The sequence below is a fragment of the Streptomyces sp. NPDC050759 genome (assembly GCF_044456945.1).
GTDB lineage: Bacteria > Actinomycetota > Actinomycetes > Streptomycetales > Streptomycetaceae > Streptomyces.
On record NZ_JBITGI010000007.1, the window covers coordinates 135377 to 157266 of the forward strand.

Annotated in this window: 19 protein-coding genes and 1 pseudogene; 5 read left to right on the forward strand and 15 right to left on the reverse strand. The window is 72.5% G+C overall.

Features of this window, described 5'->3' with window-relative positions; all coding sequences use genetic code 11:
- Window positions 1-62: 62 nt before the first annotated feature.
- The 7 genes and pseudogenes from pheT to infC form a co-directional block, all read right to left on the reverse strand.
- The gene (gene pheT, locus ACIBJB_RS22070) at window positions 63-2561 is read right to left on the reverse strand and encodes a phenylalanine--tRNA ligase subunit beta (RefSeq protein WP_398932800.1); all 2499 of its coding nucleotides are present in this window, start codon (window positions 2559-2561) and stop codon (window positions 63-65) included.
- Window positions 2561-3682, reverse strand: a complete 1122-nt coding sequence (pheS, locus tag ACIBJB_RS22075; RefSeq protein ID WP_212672070.1) for a phenylalanine--tRNA ligase subunit alpha — start codon at window positions 3680-3682, stop codon at window positions 2561-2563. The genes pheT and pheS overlap by 1 nt, the downstream gene beginning before the upstream one ends.
- A gap of 151 nt (window positions 3683-3833) precedes the next feature.
- A complete protein-coding gene (locus tag ACIBJB_RS22080) occupies window positions 3834-4946 on the reverse strand; it encodes an ATP-binding protein (RefSeq protein ID WP_398932801.1) in 1113 nt (370 codons plus the stop codon).
- A 48-nt stretch (window positions 4947-4994) separates the two neighbouring features.
- Window positions 4995-5840, reverse strand: a complete 846-nt coding sequence (locus ACIBJB_RS22085) for a TrmH family RNA methyltransferase (RefSeq protein ID WP_398932802.1) — start codon at window positions 5838-5840, stop codon at window positions 4995-4997.
- Between the two features lie 97 nt (window positions 5841-5937).
- The gene (rplT, locus tag ACIBJB_RS22090; RefSeq protein WP_020132316.1) at window positions 5938-6321 is read right to left on the reverse strand and encodes a 50S ribosomal protein L20; all 384 of its coding nucleotides are present in this window, start codon (window positions 6319-6321) and stop codon (window positions 5938-5940) included.
- A 101-nt stretch (window positions 6322-6422) separates the two neighbouring features.
- Window positions 6423-6617: a 50S ribosomal protein L35 gene (gene rpmI / locus ACIBJB_RS22095; RefSeq protein WP_057614273.1), complete on the reverse strand. Its 195-nt coding sequence runs from the start codon at window positions 6615-6617 to the stop codon at window positions 6423-6425.
- Between the two features lie 110 nt (window positions 6618-6727).
- Window positions 6728-7424, reverse strand: a pseudogene (gene infC / locus ACIBJB_RS22100) (translation initiation factor IF-3).
- Between the two features lie 332 nt (window positions 7425-7756).
- Here infC and ACIBJB_RS22105 point away from each other — a divergent pair.
- Window positions 7757-8131 (forward strand): DUF1844 domain-containing protein, encoded by a 375-nt coding sequence (locus ACIBJB_RS22105; RefSeq protein WP_398932803.1) that lies wholly within the window; start codon window positions 7757-7759, stop codon window positions 8129-8131.
- A 1-nt stretch (window position 8132) separates the two neighbouring features.
- Here ACIBJB_RS22105 and ACIBJB_RS22110 read toward each other — a convergent pair whose 3' ends face one another.
- On the reverse strand, window positions 8133-8864 hold the full coding sequence (locus tag ACIBJB_RS22110; protein ID WP_398932804.1) for an SseB family protein: 732 nt from the start codon (window positions 8862-8864) through the stop codon (window positions 8133-8135).
- Between the two features lie 150 nt (window positions 8865-9014).
- On the opposite strand from ACIBJB_RS22110, the gene ACIBJB_RS22115 reads away from it, so the two are divergent.
- Entirely contained in the window at window positions 9015-10013 is a 999-nt protein-coding gene (locus ACIBJB_RS22115; protein ID WP_398932806.1) for a serine hydrolase, read from the forward strand.
- 13 nt (window positions 10014-10026) lie between these two features.
- Here ACIBJB_RS22115 and mycP read toward each other — a convergent pair whose 3' ends face one another.
- Together mycP and ACIBJB_RS22125 are read right to left on the reverse strand one after the other, a co-directional pair.
- Complete coding sequence (mycP, locus tag ACIBJB_RS22120) at window positions 10027-11211, reverse strand: type VII secretion-associated serine protease mycosin (RefSeq protein WP_398932807.1); 1185 nt, start codon at window positions 11209-11211, stop codon at window positions 10027-10029.
- Window positions 11208-12011: a hypothetical protein gene (locus tag ACIBJB_RS22125; RefSeq protein WP_398933041.1), complete on the reverse strand. Its 804-nt coding sequence runs from the start codon at window positions 12009-12011 to the stop codon at window positions 11208-11210. Before ACIBJB_RS22125 ends, mycP begins: the two co-directional genes overlap by 4 nt.
- Before the next feature lie 1588 nt (window positions 12012-13599).
- Here ACIBJB_RS22125 and ACIBJB_RS22130 point away from each other — a divergent pair.
- Window positions 13600-14802, forward strand: coding sequence for an amino acid deaminase/aldolase (locus tag ACIBJB_RS22130; RefSeq protein ID WP_398932808.1), 1203 nt, complete (start codon window positions 13600-13602; stop codon window positions 14800-14802).
- A 1-nt stretch (window position 14803) separates the two neighbouring features.
- Here the strand turns inward: ACIBJB_RS22130 and ACIBJB_RS22135 are convergent, their stop codons facing one another.
- The 4 genes from ACIBJB_RS22135 to ACIBJB_RS22150 are packed head-to-tail and all read right to left on the reverse strand — an operon-like array spanning window position 14804 to window position 19133.
- Entirely contained in the window at window positions 14804-15571 is a 768-nt protein-coding gene (locus ACIBJB_RS22135) for a DUF2510 domain-containing protein (RefSeq protein WP_398932810.1), read from the reverse strand.
- Window positions 15572-15592: 21 nt separating this feature from the next.
- Window positions 15593-16384: a 3-oxoacyl-ACP reductase gene (locus tag ACIBJB_RS22140; RefSeq protein WP_398932811.1), complete on the reverse strand. Its 792-nt coding sequence runs from the start codon at window positions 16382-16384 to the stop codon at window positions 15593-15595.
- Window positions 16381-17763: an aldehyde dehydrogenase family protein gene (locus tag ACIBJB_RS22145; protein ID WP_398932812.1), complete on the reverse strand. Its 1383-nt coding sequence runs from the start codon at window positions 17761-17763 to the stop codon at window positions 16381-16383. The genes ACIBJB_RS22140 and ACIBJB_RS22145 overlap by 4 nt, the downstream gene beginning before the upstream one ends.
- Window positions 17764-17774: 11 nt before the next feature.
- On the reverse strand, window positions 17775-19133 hold the full coding sequence (locus ACIBJB_RS22150; RefSeq protein WP_059207870.1) for a glutamine synthetase family protein: 1359 nt from the start codon (window positions 19131-19133) through the stop codon (window positions 17775-17777).
- 95 nt (window positions 19134-19228) lie between these two features.
- Here ACIBJB_RS22150 and ACIBJB_RS22155 point away from each other — a divergent pair, with 95 nt between their 5' ends.
- On the forward strand, window positions 19229-19966 hold the full coding sequence (locus tag ACIBJB_RS22155) for a FadR/GntR family transcriptional regulator (protein WP_398932813.1): 738 nt from the start codon (window positions 19229-19231) through the stop codon (window positions 19964-19966).
- Between the two features lie 67 nt (window positions 19967-20033).
- Entirely contained in the window at window positions 20034-20726 is a 693-nt protein-coding gene (locus tag ACIBJB_RS22160) for a gamma-glutamyl-gamma-aminobutyrate hydrolase family protein (protein ID WP_398932814.1), read from the forward strand.
- 217 nt (window positions 20727-20943) lie between these two features.
- On the opposite strand, the gene ACIBJB_RS22165 is transcribed toward ACIBJB_RS22160, so the two are convergent.
- Window positions 20944-21870, reverse strand: a complete 927-nt coding sequence (locus ACIBJB_RS22165; RefSeq protein ID WP_398932815.1) for a LysR family transcriptional regulator — start codon at window positions 21868-21870, stop codon at window positions 20944-20946.
- Window positions 21871-21890: the final 20 nt, after the last annotated feature.

The window sequence follows — 21890 nt, forward strand, 5'->3', positions numbered from 1 at the left end:
CGGGGGAACTCACCCTATTGAGTGAGGTGACCGCAGTGAGGTGACCACACTCTCCGCCACGCTCAACCGCGCAGCACAGCTCCCGTACGCTCCCCGGCGAGGGCGACCGCCGCGTCCCGGGCCGCGGACGCCTCGTCCACGGTCAGGGTCCGGTTCCCGGCCCGGAACCGCAGCGCATAGGCCAGCGACTTCTTGCCGTCCCCCAGCTGCTCCTCGTTCTCGTACACGTCGAACAGCCGGATCCCTTCGAGGAGTTCGCCCGCACCCTCACGCAGCGCGGTCTCGACCTCGGCATGGGGCACGAACTTGTCGACGACCAGGGCGACATCCTGCGTGGCCACCGGGAACGTGGAGATGGCCGGCGCCTGCGGGGTGTCGCCGCCGACCGCCTCGAGGACATCCAGGTCCAGCTCCATCGCACAGGTGCGCGCGGGCAGCCCGAACGCCTTCACGACCCGCGGGTGCAGCTCACCGGCGTGACCCACCACGGTGTCGCCGACGACGAACTCGGCGCACCGCCCCGGGTGCCACGGCCCGTACTGACCGCCCCGCACGACCAGCTCGGCGCCGGCCTCACGCGCGACCAGCCGCCCGGCCTCGACCGCGTCGGCCCAGTCGGCCGGACGGCCCTTGCCCCACCAGCCGGCCTGCTCCCGCGCACCGGCGAGCACCACGGCCACGTGCCGCGGCTGTTCCGGTAGCGCGGCATCCAGTTCGGCGATCTCCGCGTCCGTGGGACGCCGGTCCACCGGCAGCACCGCGGCGACCCGCTGCTCCGAGCGCGGCAGGAAGACCAGCCCGGTCTCGAACAGCGCCAGATCGTGCGACCCCCGCCCGTCGTTGCGCCGCAGGGCACCGAGCAGCCCCGGCAGCAGCGAGGTGCGCAGCGCGGGCTCCTCGTCGTTCAGCGGGTTGGTCAGCCTGACGACACGGCGGGCCGGGTCGTCGGCCTCCAGGCCCAGCTGGTCGAAGACCTGCTCGGAGACGAAGGGGTAGTTCGGCGCCTCGACGTACCCGGCACCGGCGAGCGCCCGCCCGGCCCTGCGGTGCAGCCGCTGGCGGTGGGTCAGGCCACGGCCGGCCGGCGGCCTGGGCAGCGTGGAGGGCAGGTTCTCGTAGCCCTCCAGCCGGATGACCTCTTCGGCCAGGTCGTTGATGTCCTGGAGGTCGGGACGCCAGGACGGCACGGTGACGATCAGCTCGTCCTGCCCGTACACGTCGCAGCCGACCTCCTGAAGACGCCGTACGACGGTCTCGCGGCCGTAGGAGACACCCGCGACCTTGTCCGGGTGGTCCGCCGGGACGCTGACGGTGTGCGGGGCCGACGGGGCGGTGACCTCGGTGACACCGGCCTCGGCGGTGCCGCCCGCGAGCAGCACCAGCAGGTCGACCGTGCGCTGCGCGGCAGCGGCGGCGGCCTGCGGGTCGACACCGCGCTCGAAGCGCCGGGACGCCTCGGAGGACAGCTTGTGGCGACGGGCCGTACGCGCGATGGCCACGGCGTCGAAGTGCGCGGCCTCGATGACCACGTCCGTCGTGCCCTGCGAGGACGCGTGGTCGGCGATCTCCGTGTTGGCGCCGCCCATCACGCCGGCGAGGCCGATCGGACCGCGCTCGTCGGTGATGACCAGGTCCTCGGCGTGCAGCTTCCGCTCGACGCCGTCGAGGGTGACGATCTTCTCGCCCTCCGCGGCCCGGCGCACGCCGATGGTGCCCTGGACCAGGGAGCGGTCGTAGGCGTGCAGCGGCTGGCCGAGTTCCATCATCACGTAGTTGGTGACGTCGACGGCGAGCGAGATCGGGCGCATGCCGACCTTCTGCAGACGGCGCTGGAGCCAGAGCGGGGAGCGCGCCTCGGGGCTGAGGCCGGTCACCGTACGGGCCGTGAAGCGGTCGCAGCCGAGCGGGTCGGAGACCTGCACCGGGTAGCCGAAGGCGTTCGGGCCGGGCACGTCGAGGAGGGCGGGGTCGCTCAGCGGGAGGCCATAGGCGATGGCGGCCTCGCGGGCCACGCCCCGGATGGACAGGCAGTCGCCGCGGTTGGCGGTGACGGCGATGTCCAGGACCTCGTCGACCAGCTCCAGGAGCTCGATGGCATCCTTGCCGACCTCGGTCTCCGGCGGCAGCACGATGATGCCGTGGCTGCCGTCGTCACCCATGCCCAGCTCGTCGCCGGAGCAGATCATGCCGTGGGAGGTCTTGCCGTAGGTCTTGCGGGCGGAGATCGAGAAGCCGCCGGGCAGCGTCGCGCCGGGCAGCACCACGACGACCTTGTCGCCGACGGCGAAGTTCCGCGCACCGCAGACGATCTCCTGCGGCTCACCGGTGCCGTTGGCCTGCCCGACGTTCACCGTGCAGAAGCGGATCGGCTTCTTGAAGCCCTCCAGCTCCTCGATGGTCAGCACCTGGCCGACGACCAGGGGGCCCTTGAGGTCGGCGCCGAGGTGCTCGACGGTCTCGACCTCGAGCCCTGCGGAAACGAGCTTGGCCTGGACGTCACGGCCGGTTTCGGTCGCCGGCAGGTCGACGTACTCCCGCAGCCAAGAAAGCGGGACCCGCATCAGATCTCCATCCCGAACGGCCGGGTGAACCGGACGTCACCCTCGACCATGTCTCGCATGTCCTCGACGTTGTGGCGGAACATCAGCATCCGCTCGATGCCGAACCCGAAGGCGAAGCCGCTGTACTTCTGCGGGTCCACGCCACAGGCGGTCAGCACCTTGGGGTTGACCATTCCGCAGCCGCCCAGCTCGATCCAGCCCTCCGAGGAGCAGGTACGGCAGGGGCGGTCGGGGTTGCCGACGGACTCGCCGCGGCAGACGTAGCACACCATGTCCATCTCGGCGGACGGCTCGGTGAAGGGGAAGAAGTTCGGGCGCAGCCGGGTCTTCATGCCCTCGCCGAACAGCGCCTGGACCATGTGGTCCATGGTGCCCTTGAGGTCGGCCATGGTCAGGCCCTCGTCGACGGCCAGCAGTTCGACCTGGCGGAAGACCGGGGTGTGCGTGGCGTCCAGCTCGTCGGTGCGGTAGACGACGCCGGGGCAGATCACGTAGACCGGCAGCTCACGGCTGAGCAGCGAGCGGATCTGCACGGGCGAGGTGTGGGTGCGCAGTACGACACCGGACTCGGTACCGCCCTGGGGGCCCTCGACGAAGAAGGTGTCCTGCTCGCCGCGGGCCGGGTGGTCAGGGCCGATGTTGAGCGCGTCGAAGTTGAACCACTCGGCCTCGACCTGCGGGCCTTCGGCGACCTCGTAGCCCATGGCCACGAAGACGTCCTCGATGCGCTCGGAGAGCGTGGTGAGCGGGTGGCGGGCGCCGGCCGGTACGCGGTCGTACGGCAGTGTGACGTCCACCGCCTCCTCGACCAGTACGCGCTGGTCGCGCTCGGCCTCCAGCTCGGCCTGACGGCCGGCGAGGGCCTTGTTCACCGCGCCGCGGGCCTGGCCGACGAGCTTGCCGGCGGCGGCCTTGGCGTGCGGGGGCAGGGCGCCGATCTCGCGGTTGGCGAGGGCCAGCGGGGAGGTGCCCCCGGTGTGGGCGACCTTGGCCTCCTGGAGCGCGTCGAGGGAGTCCGCGGCGGCGAAGGCGGCGAGCGCCTCCTCCCGCATGCGCTCGATCTCTTCCGGTTTCAGGGCCTCGACCTCTACAGGGTCGTACGACTTGTTCGGTGCCGACATCTCTTCCCGTGCTTCCGATTGGCTGGCTGAAGGTCCCCGTCACCGACTCACTCAGAGGTCAGAGGGCCGTCCATGGGACACATGGGTGCCAAGGGCCGAGTCTAACGGGGTGGAGGTGTACGGATACGCCCGCGGGCTGCTCAGGCCGGTCTCAGGTCAGGTAGGCCGGAGCGCTCACGGGCAACGTAAATCGGAACTCGGCGCCGCCCTGGGGGCCGCGGCCGACCGTGATGGTGCCGCCGTGGGCTTCGACGATGCCCTTGACGATGTACAGCCCGAGGCCGGTGCCACCGCGCTTGCTGCCCCGCCAGAAGCGGGTGAAGACGCGGTTCATGGACTCCTCCGGGATGCCGGGACCCTCGTCGCTCACCGTGACCGACGTGCCGGTGTCCTCCCCCTCGCGGGGGGACGCCGTGGGCGTGATGTCAATCGTGACGGTTCCCTCGCCGTGCCGCACCGCATTTTCCAGCAGGTTGCTGAGCACCTGGTCGATCTTGTCGGGGTCGGCCCACAGCGCGGGCAGCGGCTGCTCGAGGCGGAGCAGGAACCGGTCGGCGGCGAGGCCGGCGGCGACGTAGGCCTGGATGTGGCGCCCGACGGCGGCGCCGATGTCGACGGGCTGGCGCCTGACCTCCAGGCGCCCGGAGTCGATGCGGGAGATGTCGAGGAGCTCGGCGATGAGCCGGGTGACCCGGTCGGCGTCCGCGTCGACGGTCTCCAGCATCAGCCGTTTCTGGTCGTCGGTGAACCTCTCCCACTTGGCGAGGAGGGTCGCGGTGAAGCCCTTGACGGAGGTGAGCGGGGACCTGAGTTCATGGGCCACGGTGGCGATCAGCTCGGCGTGGCTGCGCTCGGTGCGGCGGCGGGCCTCGGTGTCCCGGAGGGCGATGACGACGCGGTGGACGGGTCCGGTCGGCCGGGTGCGCACGTACTGCGCGGAGACGAGGACCTCACGGCCGCCCGGCAGCAGCAGATTCCGTTCGGGCTGTCGCCTGCGGATGGCGAGGCCGCCGTACGGATCGGTCAGCTGCCACCAGCGCCGTCCCTCGAGGTCCTCTAATGGGAGCGCCTTCTCCAGCCGCTGTCCGAGGGCGTCCTCGGCGGGGAGGGCGGTGATCCGGGCCGCGGCGGCGTTGAAGCAGATCACGCGGCCCTGCTCGTCCGCGACGACGAGGCCGTCGGGCAGCTGGTCGGGATCGATGCCGAGCTCGGCGGCACCACAGGCTCCGGGCACGTCCTGGGCGCTCCTCGTGCCGACACTCATCCCCGTACCCCACCTCTCCGACGGCGCAGGGCCCCCGAGCTGGTCACCTTACTGGTTCTCGGTGACGGAGCGGCACCCTCCGGGGGCGCGCTGTGCACGGGCTGACGCATAGAGACATACGGCGGCCGCGGTGGCGAGGTTCAGGCTCTCGGCCTTCCCGTGGATCGGGACGCGCACCACGGCGTCCGCGAGCGCGCGGGTCTCCTCCGGGAGCCCCCAGGCCTCGTTGCCGAACACCCATGCGGTCGGCCCGCCCATGGTGCCCTGGTCGAGCTCGGCGTCGAGGTCGTCGGTCCCGGCCCCGTCGGCGGCGAGGATCCGCACACCGGCCCGCCTGAGCCCCTCGACGGCCTCCTCCACGGGCACCCCGACGGCGACGGGCAGGTGGAAGAGGGAGCCCACGGAGGCCCGTACGGCCTTGGGGTTGTAGAGATCGACGGACGCGTCGGTCAGTACGACGGCCTCGGCACCGGCCGCGTCGGCGCACCGCAGCACGGTGCCGGCGTTCCCGGGGTCCCGCACGTTCGCGAGCACGGCGACGAGTCGGGGCCGGCCGGCGAGGATCTCCTCGAAGGGGGTGTCGAGGAACCGGCAGATCCCGACGAGCCCCTGCGGGGTGACGGTCGTCGAGATGTCGGCGATGACGTCCTCGTCGGCGAGGTGCACCCGGGCTCCGACGGACCGGGCCTCTCCGACGATGTCGGCATACCGTTCCGCCGCCTCCACGGTGGCGAACAGCTCCACCAGACCGTGCCCGGAGGCCTCCCGCACCGCCTGCGGCCCCTCGGCCAGGAACAGCCGCTCCTTCCCCCGGAAGTTCCGCTTGGCGAGCCGCCGCGCGGCGGAGACCCGGGGGGAACGGGGGGAGATCAGCTCGGGGGCGACGGGGGGCATGCTCTTCACCTTCGGATGTGTTCCGGGAAACAGCGGACCCGCAGGCATCACAGCCTGCGGGTCCACACAGTCACGTCGGCCTAGGGCCGGCGCAGCGTCACGCGGCCTTCGGCGCGTTCACGTCCGCCGGCAGAGCCTTCTGCGCGACCTCGACGAGCGCGGCGAACGCCGTCGCGTCGTTGACGGCCAGCTCGGCCAGGATCTTGCGGTCGACCTCGATGTTCGCCGCGTTCAGACCCTGAATGAAGCGGTTGTACGTGATGCCGTTGGCGCGGGCAGCGGCGTTGATGCGCTGGATCCACAGCCGCCGGAAGTCACCCTTGCGCTTCTTGCGGTCGTTGTAGTTGTAGACCAGCGAGTGGGTGACCTGCTCCTTGGCCTTGCGGTACAGGCGCGAACGCTGACCGCGGTAGCCGGAGGCCGCCTCGAGGATCGCCCGGCGCTTCTTGTGGGCGTTGACTGCCCGCTTGACGCGTGCCACTTGTTAACTCCTTGTAGCGGGGCCGTGGTTGGACTCACACGGCCCGGTATCGATGGGGTCCCGGTCCAGACGTACGGCGCTCGGTGAAGGCGCCGGGTACGTCACTTGCCGAGAAGCTTCTTGATCTTCTTGGCGTCGCCCGGGGCCATCTCGGCGTTGCCGGTGAGGCGCCGCGTCAGGCGCGACGTCTTGTGCTCGAGGTAGTGGCGCTTGCCGGCGCGCTCGCGGAGCACCTTGCCGGAGCCGGTGATCTTGAAGCGCTTGCTGGAACCGCTGTGCGTCTTGTTCTTCGGCATAGCGCCGTTCTCTCCTCGTCGGTGGCGCTCCGGTGCCCGGTCCTGAAACCGGGCACGGTGAGCGTCGCTCTTGTATCGGTTTGTGTCCTGGGGACTCGCGTCCCCCGGGGTCACGCCTCGGCGGAAGCCTCTGCCGGGGCCTCGACCTCGACCTCGGCCTCGTCCTCGACGTGGTCGTCCTCCGCGGCGTTCTGCGACTTGCCGGGGTTGGCCTTCGCGTCTGCCTTGCGGGCTTCCTGCGCCTGGCGGGCCTCGGCCATCGCCTCGGTCTTCTTCTTGTGCGGACCGAGAACCATGATCATGTTTCGGCCGTCCTGCTTCGGATTCGACTCGATGAAGCCGAGGTCCTGGACGTCCTCCGCGAGACGCTGCAGCAGTCGGTAGCCCAGCTCGGGCCGGGACTGCTCGCGACCACGGAACATGATCGTGATCTTGACCTTGTCGCCCTGCTTGAGGAACCGGACGACGTGACCCTTCTTGGTGTCATAGTCGTGCGGGTCGATCTTCGGCCGGAGCTTCATCTCCTTGATGACCGTGTGCGCCTGGTTCTTGCGCGCCTCACGGGCCTTCATGGCCGACTCGTACTTGAACTTCCCGTAGTCCATGAGCTTGCACACGGGCGGACGGGCGTTCGCCGCGACCTCGACCAGGTCCAGGTCGTACTCCTGCGCAAGCTCCAGTGCCTTGGCCAGGGGGACGATGCCCACCTGCTCGCCACTGGGACCGACAAGTCGCACCTCGGGAACGCGAATCCGGTCGTTGATGCGGGGCTCGGCGCTGATGGATCCTCCTCGGTTAGCACCACACGGCGGTCTGGCGGACAGCCGCGTATGTCTTTTGTCAGACCTAACCGCGCCGAGGAACAAAAAATGCCCCGGCGGATCACAGACGGGGCTCCAACACTGCCGGAGCACCGCCGCGATGACGCGGGGCGCACTTTCGGGCGACTCCATCGTCCGTACGGAACGATGGTGGCCGCCTGACCGGGGTGACCCGCCGCCCCGGAGGACGGTCAGGTGGGAGTTCGGAGCCTCCACTTGTGGGCCGGACACGCGAATGTCCAGCCGGTCGTTACACAAGGTTAGCAGCAACCCGGGGGTGGTGCGAACCGCCGTGCGCCGGGCCCTATCGTGGGGGCCATGAGTGACACCCCTCCCGCGTCCGCCGGCTCTCCCGGTTCCCCCGACTTCGACGAGATGACCCGCGACATCGCCGAGGTCCCCGCCGTCGAGGTGATCGTGACGGTCGCCGTCAACCTGATGAGCGCCGCCGCGGTGAAGCTCGGTCTGACCGAGGAGGGCGACAAGTACAAGGACCTGGACGAGGCCCGCAAGCTGATCCACGCCCTCGCCGGTCTGCTGGACGGGAGCGCGACGGAGATCAGCTCCTTCCACGCGGCCCCGCTGCGGGACGGCCTGAAGTCCCTCCAGCTGGCCTTCCGCGAGGCGTCCCTGGTCCCGGACGAGCCGGGCCAGGGCCCCGGCGAGAAGTACACCGGGCCGATCTACGGCTAGCTCATCCCCGTACGTACAAGGGCTCGCCGGGAGGCGTGGCCCCGGCCGGCAGCAGTGCCAGGTCGAGGCCCCGCACCAGGCGGGCCCTCAGTGTCTCGTCGGCGGCGAGGCGCTCGGCGACGGCCCGCGCGGCGTCCGCGGGCGCTGCGGAGGGCTCCAGTACGAGGGCCAGGGTGCCGTCGGCCTGCCCCGGCCCGAGGTGGGCGCGGAGCACGGCGGGCTCGGCGGCCACGGCGTCGCGCACGGCCCCGATGACGGCCGGGTCGGCCAGCGGATCGGCGCTCGCGCGGCCCTCGGCGAGGGCGAGCAACGCGGAGCCGGTCAGCTCGAAGGGCACCGGCCCCGCCAGATCCAGGACGACCGTGTCGGCCTTCTCGTGCGCGGCGGCCTGCAGCGCCTGGTGCAGGGGTACGGCGACGGGGCGGGCCTCGGGGTCCCAGCGGGCCAGCGACGCGGTGGAGGTGAAGGCCGGCAGGGCGGTCCGGGATCCGGCCTTGAGGGTGGGGACGGCCATGTCGCTGGTCTTCTCGCGGCGCAGCCCGTTCTCGTCCTCCTCGACCTCGCCGAGCACGGCCACCACGGGGACGAGCAGCCGGGCGCCCTTGAGGGCGTCCAGGACCGGGCCCACGGCGGCGCGGTCCTCGGCCCAGGCCGCGAGCGCCGCGCTCAGCCGGGGATCGGCGGAGCCGTCGTCGTCGGAGAAGCCGGGGTCGGGAATGTTCTTGTTCGCCACGGTCACCGACCCTATAGCGGGCTTGCTGCTGCGGTTGTGCGGGCCCGGAAACCCGCCCGTGACCGCTTTCACGGGTTTCTCAGAGTTCGCTGACACAGCTCTAACGTCCGTCTAACGGCCCGCACAGTCGGCGGCCCGACGATCGGCGGCATGGAGTCCTCCGCAGCCGCCGGCCGCCGCGTCCGCAGGTTCCCCCTGCGACCTTTGATGTACACCGCGCTCGCCTGCGTCGCCATCGCCGGCGTCACGGCCGGGGGGACCGTGTACGTGAAGGCGCAGGCGCACTCCGGGGGCGGCACCGTATCGTCGGCGCCGACGCCGTCGTTCTCGCCCTCGCCGGCGGCCACGACTGAGGAGGCGGCGGCTGTGACGGAGCCGGTGGTGGATCTCGACGCGCGGCTGTCCGACGCCATGAAGGCGGTGCGCGTGACGGGCGACGAGAAGGTCTCGGCGGCGGTGCTCGACCTGGAGTCGGGCGACAGCGCTGTGCACGGCGACGGGGCCTTCGACACGGCGAGCATCGTGAAGGTCGACATCCTGGCGGCGCTGCTGCTCCGCCACCAGGAGGCGGGCACACGGCTCAGCGCGCGGGAGAAGGCGTACGCCACCACGATGATCGAGAACAGCGACAACACCGCGGCGTCGGCGCTGTGGGACATCATCGGGAGGGCCTCCGGGCTCGACGCGGCCAACAAGAAGTTCGGGCTGACCGGCACGGAGGGCGGCGACGGGGCGCTGTGGGGGCTGACCCAGACCACGGCGGCCGACCAGCTCACCCTGCTCCAGCAGGTGTTCGGGGACGACTCGGAGCTCAGCGAGACCTCGCGGTCGTATCTTCAGGGGCTCATGGGCCGGATAGAGGCCGACCAGCAGTGGGGGGTGTCGGCCGCGGCCGACGGCTCCGGGTGGGCGCTGAAGAACGGGTGGCTGCCGCGCAGCACGACCGGGCTGTGGGACATCAACAGCATCGGACGGGTGACGGTGGACGGCCACGCGTATCTGGTGGCCGTTCTCTCGAAGGGGAGTTCCACACAGGCGAAGGGGATTTCGCTGGTGGAGGTGGCGGCGAAGGCGGCGGTGTCGGTGTTCGCGGGAGAGGATGCCTCGGCATCCGCGTCGGCGAACGCCACGAGTGCGGCGGCCCGCTGAGGCTTCGCCCCGCTCAGAAGCCCTCGTAGGACCGGCGGGGGCCCCGGCGGCCGCGCCACAGGACCACCCCGGTGACCAGCAGGGCCACGCCCAGGCCGCCCGCGAGCGGGGCCGCCCAACTGGCCGTGTCGCTCTCCGACTTGGCGGAGTCGGGGCCGGAGCCGAAGTACTTCTCGCCGTAGGACGCGGGCTGCAGTCCCTGCGGCTTGAGGCGGGCCGCGGCCTTCAGTGCTGCCGCGGGGTCGACGAAGCCGAAGCCGCGGGAGTCGTCGCGGCCGCCCGAGGGGGCGTTGCGGGCCGTGTCCTCCAGGAGCTTCTTGATCTGTGCGGGCGTCAGCTCCGGGTGGGCGGCCTTGACGAGGGCGACCGCGCCCGAGACGAACGCGGAGGCGGCGCTGGTTCCCCAGCCCTCGTAGTACTTGTGGTCGGGGTCGGCGATGACGACGTCGTCACCGGGGGCCGCGACCGTGGCGTACCAGCGGCGGGTGGAGAAGGAGGCGCGGGTGCCGAACTTGTCGACGGCGGTGGCGGCGATCACGCCCGGGTAGGCGGCCGGGTAGGAGATGTGGTCGCCCTTCTCGCCGCCGTTGCCGGCCGAGGCGACGACGACGGCGCCCTTCCCCAGCGCGTACTGGACGGCGTCGTCCTCACCGGCCTCGGGGTGCGCGGAGGCGGAGTCGTCGCCGAGGGAGAGGTTGATGACGTCGGCGCCGTGGTCGGCGGCCCAGCGGATGCCTTCGGCCAGGGCGTTGCCGCGGGTGTTGCGGGCCTTGGCGCGGGCCGGGTCGCCGTCCTCGAGAATCACGCGGACGGGGAGGATTTTGGCCTCGGGGGCGATGCCCATGACACCGTCGCCGTTGCCCACGCCGTGTCCGTGACCGGCGATGATGCCGGCCATGGCGGTGCCGTGCCGCGCCCAGGGCCGCTGCCCTCGCACGGCTCCGAATCCGATCATGTCCTTGCCGGTGAGGACGTTGCCGACGAGGTCGGGGTGGTCGTTCTCGACGCCGGTGTCCAGGACGGCGACGGTGACGCCCGCGCCCTTGGTGGTCTGCCAGGCCTCCTGGGTGTGCATGGCGTCCAGGGCCCACTGTTTGGCGCGGATGCCGTCGGCGTGCGCGGCGGTGGGCGGGACGAGGGCGACGGAGGCGGCGAGCAGGACGCTCAGGAGACCTGCCCGACGGGTCGTGACGCTCATGAGGACTGCTCCGGGGGCGAGGTGACGGTCTTGCGCAGGGCGCGTTCGACACGGTCGGCCAGCCCCTGGGCCTCGTTGCCGAGACCGGCCTGGGCGGCGGGGGTGGTGTCGCCGGACTCCATGGCCTTCTCGGCGGGCTCCGGGGTGTCGACCGTACGGCCGTCCGCCCAGCCGGAGACGGCGAACGCGACCACGGGGGCGTCGGTGAGGACGGAGATTGTCCAGGAGGCCCGCTGCGCCGCGCCGAAGTCCGCGGCGAGGGTGTTCTTCGCGGCGTACGGGAGGGGCATCAGGTCGGTGCGGTCGGCCAGGCCGTCGCGGGTGAAGCGGGTGTCGAGTTCGCGCATGGCGGTGGCGTCGGCGTCGGTGAAGAGGAGGCCGACGGTGGTGACGTAGCTCTGGGTGGCGTCCGTGTAGGTGGCGCGCAGAAGGCGTTCGCAGCCGACGGGCGCGAGGGCCTTGCGCAGCAGGGGGTCGAAGGCGTTCGTGCAGCCGCTGTCGGGGGCGACGGCGATCCGTGTCCAGGTGCGGTCGGCTCCGCCGGGCCCGGCGCCCTGGCCGTCCACGGTCGGCGGGAACAGCTGGTCGACGGGCACGCTGTGCCACAGCTCACCGGCCTGGGCGAACCTGTCGCCGCCGCCCTCGTCCCCGGAGTCCCCGATCAGCCAACTCCCGGTCACGGCACCGCCGATGAGCCCGAGCCCGAGCACGGCACACGCGGCCACGGCGGCGATCCGGGGAGGGATCCGTACCCCCCACGACCGCTCCTTGTAGCCGACCTCAGGCTCGCCGAACGACACGACGGGCCGCCCGTTGCCGGACGTTCCGGCATGCGGGGGCATGGGGGCGCTCCAGGAGAGGGCGGGGTCGGGTGCGAGGGAGGCGGCCGACGATTCTGCGGGGGTCGGAGGCGTGGAGGGCCGGCCGGGAGGTGCTGCGGGTGTGGAAGGCCGGGAGCCGGGCGCCGAGGGCCTGGAGGGCCGGCTGGTGGGCGCAGGCGGCGTGGTCGGCGGCCCCGCGGGCGCCGGGGGCATGCGCAGGGCACTGGCGCCCGGCGCCTCACGCGTGGGGCGGGGCGGGAATCCGGGGCGGGCGGGCGCACCCGGCCGCGCACCGGCCTGCGGCCCTGCGGCGCCGCCCGGACGGTCGGGATCGGCTCCGGGACGACCGGAGCCGGAGCCGGAGCCGGGGCGGGCGTCGCGCACGGGCGGTACGGCGGTGCCGCCGGAAGCCCCTCGCGACGCGGAAGGCGCGGACGCCGAGCCGGTACGTCCGTCACCGGCCGCCGGCACCGGCCGCATCCGGAACGTCGTCTCGGACGCGCTCTCGGCGGGGGCGTCGCTACGACGCGGGGGCACGGAGGGCTGAGTGCCGGGCCGGGGCGGTACGACACCGGACACCGACGGCGAACCCTGCGCGGGAACCCCGGCGGTGTGCGGATCCGGCGCCGGAGGGGTGTCCGGGAACCGGGCCGAGGCGGGGGGCGGAGGCGGGGTGCTGCCGGGGAACGGGGTGGTCGAGTTCCGGGGGCCGGAGCGGGCGTCGGTGTCGGAGGGGGGCTGGGGCCGCCCCGTGCCGGTGCGAGGGTTCGCCGGTGCGTCGGCGGCGGGGAATGGTGCGCCCTCGGCCCCGCGGCCGTCCGCCGCTGACCATGCCTCACCGTTGGGTGGTGTGGGGCCGGAGCCCGCGTCGTCGGTCGTTCGTATCGGCGGCCGACCGGTGGCACCCGATGCCCGGGTCCGCTCCCCGCCCGCCGTGGCGGCGGCGTCCTGTCGGCCCGCGTCACCGGGTGCCCGGCGACCCGACGGGTCGGGACCGCCGGACCCCCGTGCGCCGTCCTCCCCGGACCCCTGCCAGTCGAACCCGCCGAACGTCGCCCGCCCCTGCGCTCCCGGGCCTCGTCGGCTTCGCTCACCGAACGCCTGCCAGTCGGTGTCCTCGCTCATCCGCCCGCCCGGCTCGACGATCTCCCGCCGGCCCGGCTCGACGGCTTCCCGGCGCGCCGACTCCTCGGACGGCTCCGAGCCCGGCCCGTCCTCGCCCACCGCCGGCGGCTGGGCCGGTCTCGGTGGGGTCGTCGGGCGCGGAGGAATCGAGGCGCGGCGTGCTTCGGTGCTCATGCCCCCCCGTTTCCTCATGTCCGGGCCGTTCGGTCGTGCGCGGGCCCTCGTCGGAGCCGCCGGCAGGGAAGACGGCCGTCCGGGCACGCATACCCGCACGGAAGGGCCGGCATCCCGGCGCGGCGGCGACGGGGGCAACCAGCCCTGCGTGCGTGCGCGTCACTCTACGGGTTGTTCCTGGGCGAACGGGAACCAGTCCACCAGGCCGGGGGTATCTGCCCGGAACGTCCCCCTACCCTGCGGTAATCCTGTCTGGCACTCTTCGTTCATGACTGCGCGCGCCGCCGACCGGGCCCGTTACGACCGGGCCACCGCCCATCTCGACGCCCCCCTCGCGATCGTGGACCTGGACGCCTTCGACGCCAACGCGGACGATCTCGTCCGCCGGGCGGCGGGGAAACCCATCCGCGTCGCCAGCAAGTCCGTGCGGTGCCGGGCACTGCTCGAACGCGTCCTGGCGAAGGATGGGTTCGCGGGCATCATGTCCTTCACGCTCGCGGAGTCCCTGTGGCTGGCCCGGGGCGGCTTCGACGACATCCTGCTCGCCTATCCCTCCGCCGATCGCGCCGGATACGCCGAACTCGCCGCCGATCCCAAGCTCGCCGCCGCCGTGACGGTGATGGTCGACGACCCGGCGCAGCTCGCCTTCATCGACGGGGCCCGCGCGGGCGGCACCGAAGTCATCCGGGTCTGCCTGGAGTTGGACACCTCACTGAAGCTGCTCGGCGGCAAGGTGCGGGTCGGTGCCCGGCGTTCGCCGCTGCACTCCCCCGCCCAGGTCGCCGACATGGCACGCGCGGTGGCCCGGCGCCCCGGGTTCCAGGTCGTGGGGATCATGGCCTACGAGGGGCACATCGCCGGTGTCGGGGACTCGGTCGCCGGACGGCCGTTGCGTTCCCGGGCCGTCCGGCTGATGCAGGCCACCGCCCGCCGGGAGCTCGCCGAGCGGCGCGCCGCGGTCGTGCGCGCGGTGCGGGCCGTCGTACCGGACCTGGAGTTCGTCAACGGCGGTGGCACGGGCAGTGTGCAGCACACCGCCGCGGAGGACGCCGTCACGGAGATCGGCGCCGGGTCGGGGCTGTACGTCCCGAGGCTGTTCGACAACTACACGTCCTTCAGCGGACGTCCGGCCGCCCTCTTCGCCCAGCCCGTCGTGCGCAGGCCGGGGGTCGGCGTCGTGACCGTCCTCGGCGGTGGCTACCCGGCCTCCGGCGCGGCCGGACCGGACCGGCTGCCGGTGCCGTATCTGCCGGAGGGGCTGAAGTACGACCCGCAGGAGGGGCCCGGCGAGGTGCAGACCCCGCTGCTCGGCGCGCCCGCGGACGATCTGCTGCTCGGCGACAAGGTGTGGTTCCGGCACGCCAAGGCCGGTGAGCTGTGCGAGCGGTTCGAGAGGCTGCACCTGATCGAGGGGGACACGGTGACGGCGACCGCCCCGACGTACCGCGGGGAAGGCCACACGTTCCTCTAGGTCAACGGCCGAGCGACCGGATCCCGTGGGTGATCCGGTCCATGTCGGCAAGCGGCGGTCCGTCAGGAGGGGCGTCGAAGGCGAAGCGGACGACGACGGCGTCCTTGGGTCCGCCGGGGGCGGGAGTGAAGGCCAGCGACTGGACGTAACCCTCGGATCCCCGGGCCGTCCTCACCCGCCAGCGCACCAGGTATCCGGTGCATCCGGCGACGGCGACGCGCTCGGATCCGACGACCCGGTGGCTGCGGATGCCGACGTAGGAACTGTCGGCGGCCAGCCGTATGTCCTTCTTCGCGACGGATTCCGGGGACGCCCCGGGGTTCGCGGGCAGGGTGTGCGTGAAGACCCTGCCGCCGCCGGTGGTCATCACGACGTTGTCGCGGGTGACGGACTTCGCCGGGATCCAGCCGTCGGGCAACGGCAGGCTGATGCCGTCGAGTTCGTCGTCCAGGCGGGACGGGGCCGGGGAGGCCGTGGAAGGCGGGGAAGGCGGGGGCGTCGCGACCGTCGGTGCCGTGTCCGCCACGACGTCGTCCCCGTCGCCCCGGGCGAGGGCGAACGCCCCGCTGACGATCGCGGCGACGAGGACGACCCCCGAGGTCGTCAGGGCCACGGCCTTCGCGCGTCCCGAGGCCCCGCCGGCCGGCCGTGGCGGTCCGGGGCCCTCCGGGGCGCGCCGGTGGTCCGTCCAGGCCGTCCCGTCCCACCAGCGCTCCAGGTGCGGAGCGTCGGGGTCCGGGTACCAGCCGGGCGGGAGCCTCCTGCTCATGGGGGCACTGTAGGGCGAGACCTACAGCGGTGTGACGTACGCCCCCGAGATGCCGCCGTCGACGAGGAAGTCGCTGGCGTTGACGAAGGAGGAGTCGTCGCTGGCCAGGAAGGCGACGGCGGCGGCGATCTCCTCGGCCTCGGCGAACCGGCCGACCGGAATGTGCACGAGCCGGCGCGCGGCCCGCTCGGGGTCCTTGGCGAACAGCTCCTGGAGCAGCGGGGTGTTGACCGGGCCCGGGCAGAGGGCGTTCACGCGGATGCCCTCCCTGGCGAACTGCACGCCCAGTTCGCGGGACATGGCGAGCACGCCGCCCTTGGAGGCGGTGTAGGAGATCTGGGACGTGGCCGCCCCCATCCTCGCCACGAAGGACGCCGTGTTGATGATGGAGCCCTTGCCCTGGCGCCGCATGTAGGGGATCGCCGCCTTGCAGCACAGGTAGACGGAGGTCAGGTTGACCTCCTGGACGCGCTTCCATGCCTCCAGGCCGGTCTCCAGGATGGAGTCGTCGTCGGGCGGGGAGATGCCCGCGTTGTTGAAGGCGACGTCGACGCTGCCGTAGGTGTCGTACGCCGTCTTGAACAGGGCCTCGACCTGCTCCTGGTCGGTGACGTCGACCTTGACGAAGAGCCCGCCGACCTCGTCCGCGGCCGCCTTGCCGCGGGCCTCGTCGACGTCGGCGCAGACGACGTGGGCGCCCTCGGAGGCGAGCCGGCGGGCGGTGGCGAGACCGATGCCGCTGCCGGCTCCGGTGATGACGGCGGTGCGGCCGACGAGACGACGGCACACGATCTGATCGGTCGAAGAGGTCACTGCGCGGGGCCTTCCGTGCTGATGAAGACGTTCTTGGTTTCGGTGAAGGCGGTCAGGGCGTCCGGGCCGAGCTCGCGCCCGAGTCCGGACTGCTTGTAGCCGCCGAAGGGGGTCCAGTAGCGGACGCTGGAGTGGGAGTTGACGGACAGGTTGCCCGCCTTGACCGCCCGGGAGACGCGCAGGGCGCGGCCCAGGTCGCGGGTCCACAGGGAGCCGGAGAGGCCGTACGGGGTGTCGTTGGCGAGCCGGATCGCGTCCTCCTCGTCGGTGAAGGGCAGCAGGACGGCGACCGGGCCGAAGATCTCCTCGCGGGCGGCCTCGGAGTCGGGTGCCTCGCCGGTGAGGACGGTCGGCGCGAACCAGAAGCCGGGCCCGTCGGGGGCGCTGCCGCGCAGGCCGGGGGCGTCGGCGGGGACCAGTGCCCGGACGCGGTCCAGTTGCCGGCGGGAGATCAGCGGGCCCATCTGGGTCTTCTCGTCGGCGGGGTCGCCGACGACCACGGCGCTCACCGCGTCGGCGAGCAGTTCGCGGACCTCGTCGTAGACCGACTCCTGGACCAGGATCCGGGTGCGGGCGCAGCAGTCCTGGCCGGAGTTGTCGAGGAAGGAGAAGGGGTCGACGGCCGTGCGCAGGTCCGCGTCCGCGAAGACGATGTTGGGGCTCTTGCCGCCGAGTTCGAGGGTGACGGGCTTGACCTGGCGGGCGCAGCGCTCCATGACGGCACGGCCGGTGGCGGTGGAGCCGGTGAACACGATCTTCGCGACGCCGGGATGTTGGACGAGGGCGGTGCCGGTGACCGGGCCGTGGCCCGGCAGTACCTGGAACAGGCCCTCCGGGAGCCCTGCCTCCAGGGCGAGTTCGGCGAGCCGCAGGGCGGTGAGCGGGGTCGTCTCGGCGGGTTTGAGGACGACGGCGTTGCCGGCGGCGAGCGCGGGGGCCGTACCCCAGGCCGCGATGGGCAGGGGGAAGTTCCAGGGCGCGATGACCCCGACGACACCGAGCGGTTCGAGGATCGTGACGTCGAGGCCGCCGGCGACCGGGATCTGGCGGCCGTTCAGCCGCTCCACTCCCCCGGCCGCATAGGCCAGCAGATCACGGACGTTGCCCGCCTCCCAGCGGGCGTTGCCGAGGAGGTGACCGGCCTCGCGGACCTCCAGCCGGGCCAGTTCCTCGACGTGCTGGTCGACGACGTCGGCGAACCGGCGCAGCAGCCGGGCCCGGTCGGCGGGCGCGAGGGCGGCCCACTTCGCCTGCGCCTTGGCGGCCCTGGTGACGGCCTCGTCCACGTCGGCCGCGGTGGCGGCGGGGACGGTGGCGACGACCTCCTCGGTGGCCGGGTTGAGAACGGTCAGCTCGTGCTCGTAGGACGACGCGGACAAGGAAGTACCTCTCACAGGCGTTCGAAGGAGCGGCGCAGCTCCCAGTCGGTGACCGCCGCGTCGAAGGCTTCGAGCTCGACGCGGGCCATGTTGCGGTAGTGCGCGACGACCTCGTCGCCGAAGGCGGCCTTGGCGATCGGGCTGTTCTCCCACAGCTCGGCCGCCTCGCGCAGGGTGGTGGGGACGTGCGCGTACTCGGCGGTGTAGGCGTTGCCGGTACACGCCTCCGGCAGCTCCAGCTTCTGCTCGATGCCGTACAGCCCCGCCGCGACCAGCCCGGCGACCGCGAGGTACGGGTTGACGTCCCCGCCGGGCAGCCGGTTCTCGAAGCGCAGCGAGCGGCCGTGTCCCACGACCCGCAGGGCGCAGGTGCGGTTGTCGTGGCCCCAGGCCACGGCCGTGGGGGCGAAGGAGCCCGGCTGGAACCGCTTGTAGGAGTTGATGTTGGGGGCGTAGAGGAGCGAGAAGTCCCTGAGGGCCGCCAGCTGCCCCGCGAGGAAGTACCGCATCACGTCCGACATCCCGTCCGGGCCGGCCATCGCGTTGTTGCCGGCGGCGTCGGCGAGCGAGAGGTGGATGTGGCAGGAGTTGCCCTCGCGCTCGTTGTACTTGGCCATGAAGGTGAGCGACACGCCCTCCTGGGCGGCGATCTCCTTGGCACCGGTCTTGTAGATCGCGTGCTGGTCGCAGGTGACGACGGCCTCGTCGTAGCGGAAGGCGATCTCGTGCTGGCCGGGGTTGCACTCGCCCTTGGCGGACTCGACGGTGAGCCCGGCGGCCGCCATCTCGTTGCGGATACGGCGGAGCAGGGGCTCGATGCGTCCCGTGCCGAGCACCGAGTAGTCGATGTTGTACTGGTTCGCCGGGGTCAGCCCTCGGTAGTTGGCGTCCCAGGCCTGCTCGTAGGTGTCCTTGAAGACGATGAACTCCAGCTCGGTGCCGACCTGGGCGGTGTAGCCGAGCTCGGCGAGCCGCTCCAGCTGGCGGCGCAGGATCTGGCGGGGCGCGGCGACGACCGGGGAACCGTCCTCCCAGGCGAGATCGGCGACCAGCAGGGCCGTACCGGCGTTCCAGGGCACGCGGCGCAGGGTGCTCAGGTCGGGGCGCATGGCGAAGTCGCCGTACCCCCGGTCCCAGGACGACATCGCGTAGCCGTCGACGGTGTTCATCTCGGTGTCGACGGCGAGGAGGTAGTTGCAGCCCTCGGTGCCGTGGTGGAGTACCTCGTCGAGGAAGAAACGGGCGGCGAACCGCTTGCCCTGGAGCCGGCCCTGCATGTCGGGGAAGGCCAGGACGACGGTGTCGATCTCACCGCTCGCGACGAGGGCATGCAGCTCCTCGACGCCGAGCGGGGGTGTGCGGTCTGCCACGGGAGAGCTCCTTCGGCTGCTGCGCGTTTTTCCGACCGGGCCGGGAGCCATAAGGTATTGCTCTGAACCATTGCTTGGGAAGGGGGCTCGGCCATATGTCGGTGGACGCTGACGGCGGCCCGGACGACCGGTTGACGCCGGTGCTGCGGCCGGTCAGGGCGGGCAACGGCTTCGAGGAGGCGCTGGAGCAGATACTCCAGGTCGTGCGGCTCGGCCTGGTGCCTGGGGGCGGGCGGCTGCCGGCCGAGCGGGAGCTCGCGGAGCGGCTCGGGATCAGCCGGGTGACGCTGCGCGAGGTGCTGAAGGTGCTCCAGGACCAGGGACTGGTGGAGTCGCGGCGCGGGCGGTACGGCGGCACGTTCGTCCTGCCCCGTGCGCAGGACGCGGTCGGCGAGGAGGAGTTGCGGCGCCGGATCGCCGAGGCGGACATCGAGGACGTGCTGCGCTTCCGGGAGGTCCTGGAGGTGGGTGCGGCGGGTCTGTGCGCGACGCACGGCCTCACTGACCAGCAGGCAGAGCGGCTGCGCGAGGCCCTGGCGGCCACCCAGGAGGCCCCGCTGGCGGACTACCGGCGCCTGGACACGCTGCTGCACCTCACGCTGGCGGAACTGTGCGGCTCGCCCACGCTGACCGCCCAGTACGCGGCGGTACGGGCCTCGGTGAACGACCTCCTGGACTGCATCCCGCTGCTGGTCCGCAACCTGGAGCACTCCCAACGGCAGCACGCGGCACTGGTGGAGGCGGTGCTGGACGGGGACGCCGACGGGGCGCGGGAGATGATGCGGGAGCACTGCGCGGGGACGGCGGCGCTGCTGCGCGGTTTCCTGGCGTGACCTTGATTCCTGACACCGTCAGGAGCAAAGGTATGCGCGTGGGCCATTGCAAGCCTGGGAGGGCCGTGTGACCGTACGACCGCTGATCGGTGTCAGCACGTATCTCGAGGCCGGCGCGCGCTGGGGCGTATGGGAGCTGGAGGCGGCACTGCTGCCGGCGGGCTATCCGCGGCTCGTCCAACGCGCGGGCGGTCTCGCCGCGATGCTCCCGCCGGACGCACCGGAGCACGCGGCCGCGACGGTGGCCCGCCTGGACGGTCTGGTCGTCGCGGGCGGCCCGGACGTCGAGCCGGTCCGTTACGGCGCCGCCCCCGACCCCCGCACGGGCCCGCCCGCTCGCGCCCGGGACACCTGGGAGCTGGCCCTGATCCAGGCGGCGCTGGCGGCCGGTGTCCCCCTCCTGGGCATCTGCCGCGGCATGCAGCTGCTGAACGTCGCTCTCGGCGGCACGCTCGTCCAGCACATCAACGGCCACGCGGAGGTGCCGGGCGTCTTCGGCCACCACCCGGTCAAGCCCGTACCGGGCACCGTGTACGGCGATCTCGCCCCGGAGGAGACCTCCGTACCGGCCTATCACCACCAGGCGGTGGACCGCCTCGGGGAGGGCCTGCTGGCGTCGGCGCACGCGTCGGACGGCACGGTGGAGGCCATCGAACTCCCCGGCCCGCCCTGGGTGCTGGGTGTGCAGTGGCATCCGGAGATGGGCACGGACCTGCGGGTGATGCGGGGGCTGGTGGCGGCGGCCGTCAACGCCGGCTGAGCCGCCGCCGGAGCCAGGCCAGGGCCGTGTCGCCTTGTGCCCGCTGGAAGGCCCGGACGGTGGGAATGCCGGGCGGCGCGGGCAGCAGGGAGTGGTACAGGAAGTAGCCGGTCAGGGTCGACCGTGCCGACCCGCCAAGTGTTTTCGACCGTGCCGACCCGCCAAGGAGTCTGGACTCCGCCGACCCGCCAGGGGTTTCGCCCCGCGAGGAGACCTCCTACGCCCGCGTCAGCGACAGCAGGTCCCTCGCCGGGCCCACCGGCCGGTGCCCCGTGGGCCACACCGCCCGAAGATCACGCGCCAGCGACACCCCCTCCACCGGCACCCGCACCAGTCGGCGCATCGTCAGCTCCTCCCCCACCGCCAGCTCGCTCAGGACCGCCGGACCCGCCCCGCTCACCACCGCCGCTTTCACCGCCGTGGTCGAGGAGAGTTCGATCAGCGGGCGGGCCAGCCCACCCAGAGCCGCGTCCAGGACCTGCCGGGTGCCCGAGCCCTTCTCGCGGAGGATCAGCGGTGTCGTCGCCAGTTCGGTGGCGGCCAGAGGGCGTCGGCGGCGCGCCCACGCGTGTCCCGGGGCGGTCACCACGATGAGGTGGTCGTGGGCTATCACCACCGAGTCGAGGCCGGGAGGGACCGTCAGCCCCTCCACGAAGCCCAGGTCCGCCTCGTCCGACAGCAACCGCTCCGCCACCGTCGCCGAGTTCCCCGCGTGCAGGGACACCGCCGTGTCCGGGCGCCCCGCGCGCAGGGCGAGGAGCCACCCCGGCAACAGATACTCCGCGATCGTCATGCTCGCCGCCACCCGCAGCCGGGAGTCGCGCCGGACCCGCAGCGCCTGCGCCCCCGCGTCGAAGGCCTCCGCCGCCGCCACGATCCGCCGCGCCCAGTCCGTCACCAGCGCCCCGGCGTCCGTGAGCCGAGAGCCGCGGGGCGAGCGGTCGACGAGGGCCACTCCCAGCTGCCGTTCCATCGAGCGGATCCGGCTGCTCGCCGCGGGCTGGGTGATGCCGACCTCCCGCGCCGCCCCGCCGAGGCTCCCGAGCCGCGCCACGGCCAGCAGCAGCTCCAGCGCCCCGAGATCCGGTACCCGGTGGGCCAGCCCGCCGCCCACCGCCGCCCCTTGCTGATCCACACCGCTCATAAAGACAGCTTATGCCCTCA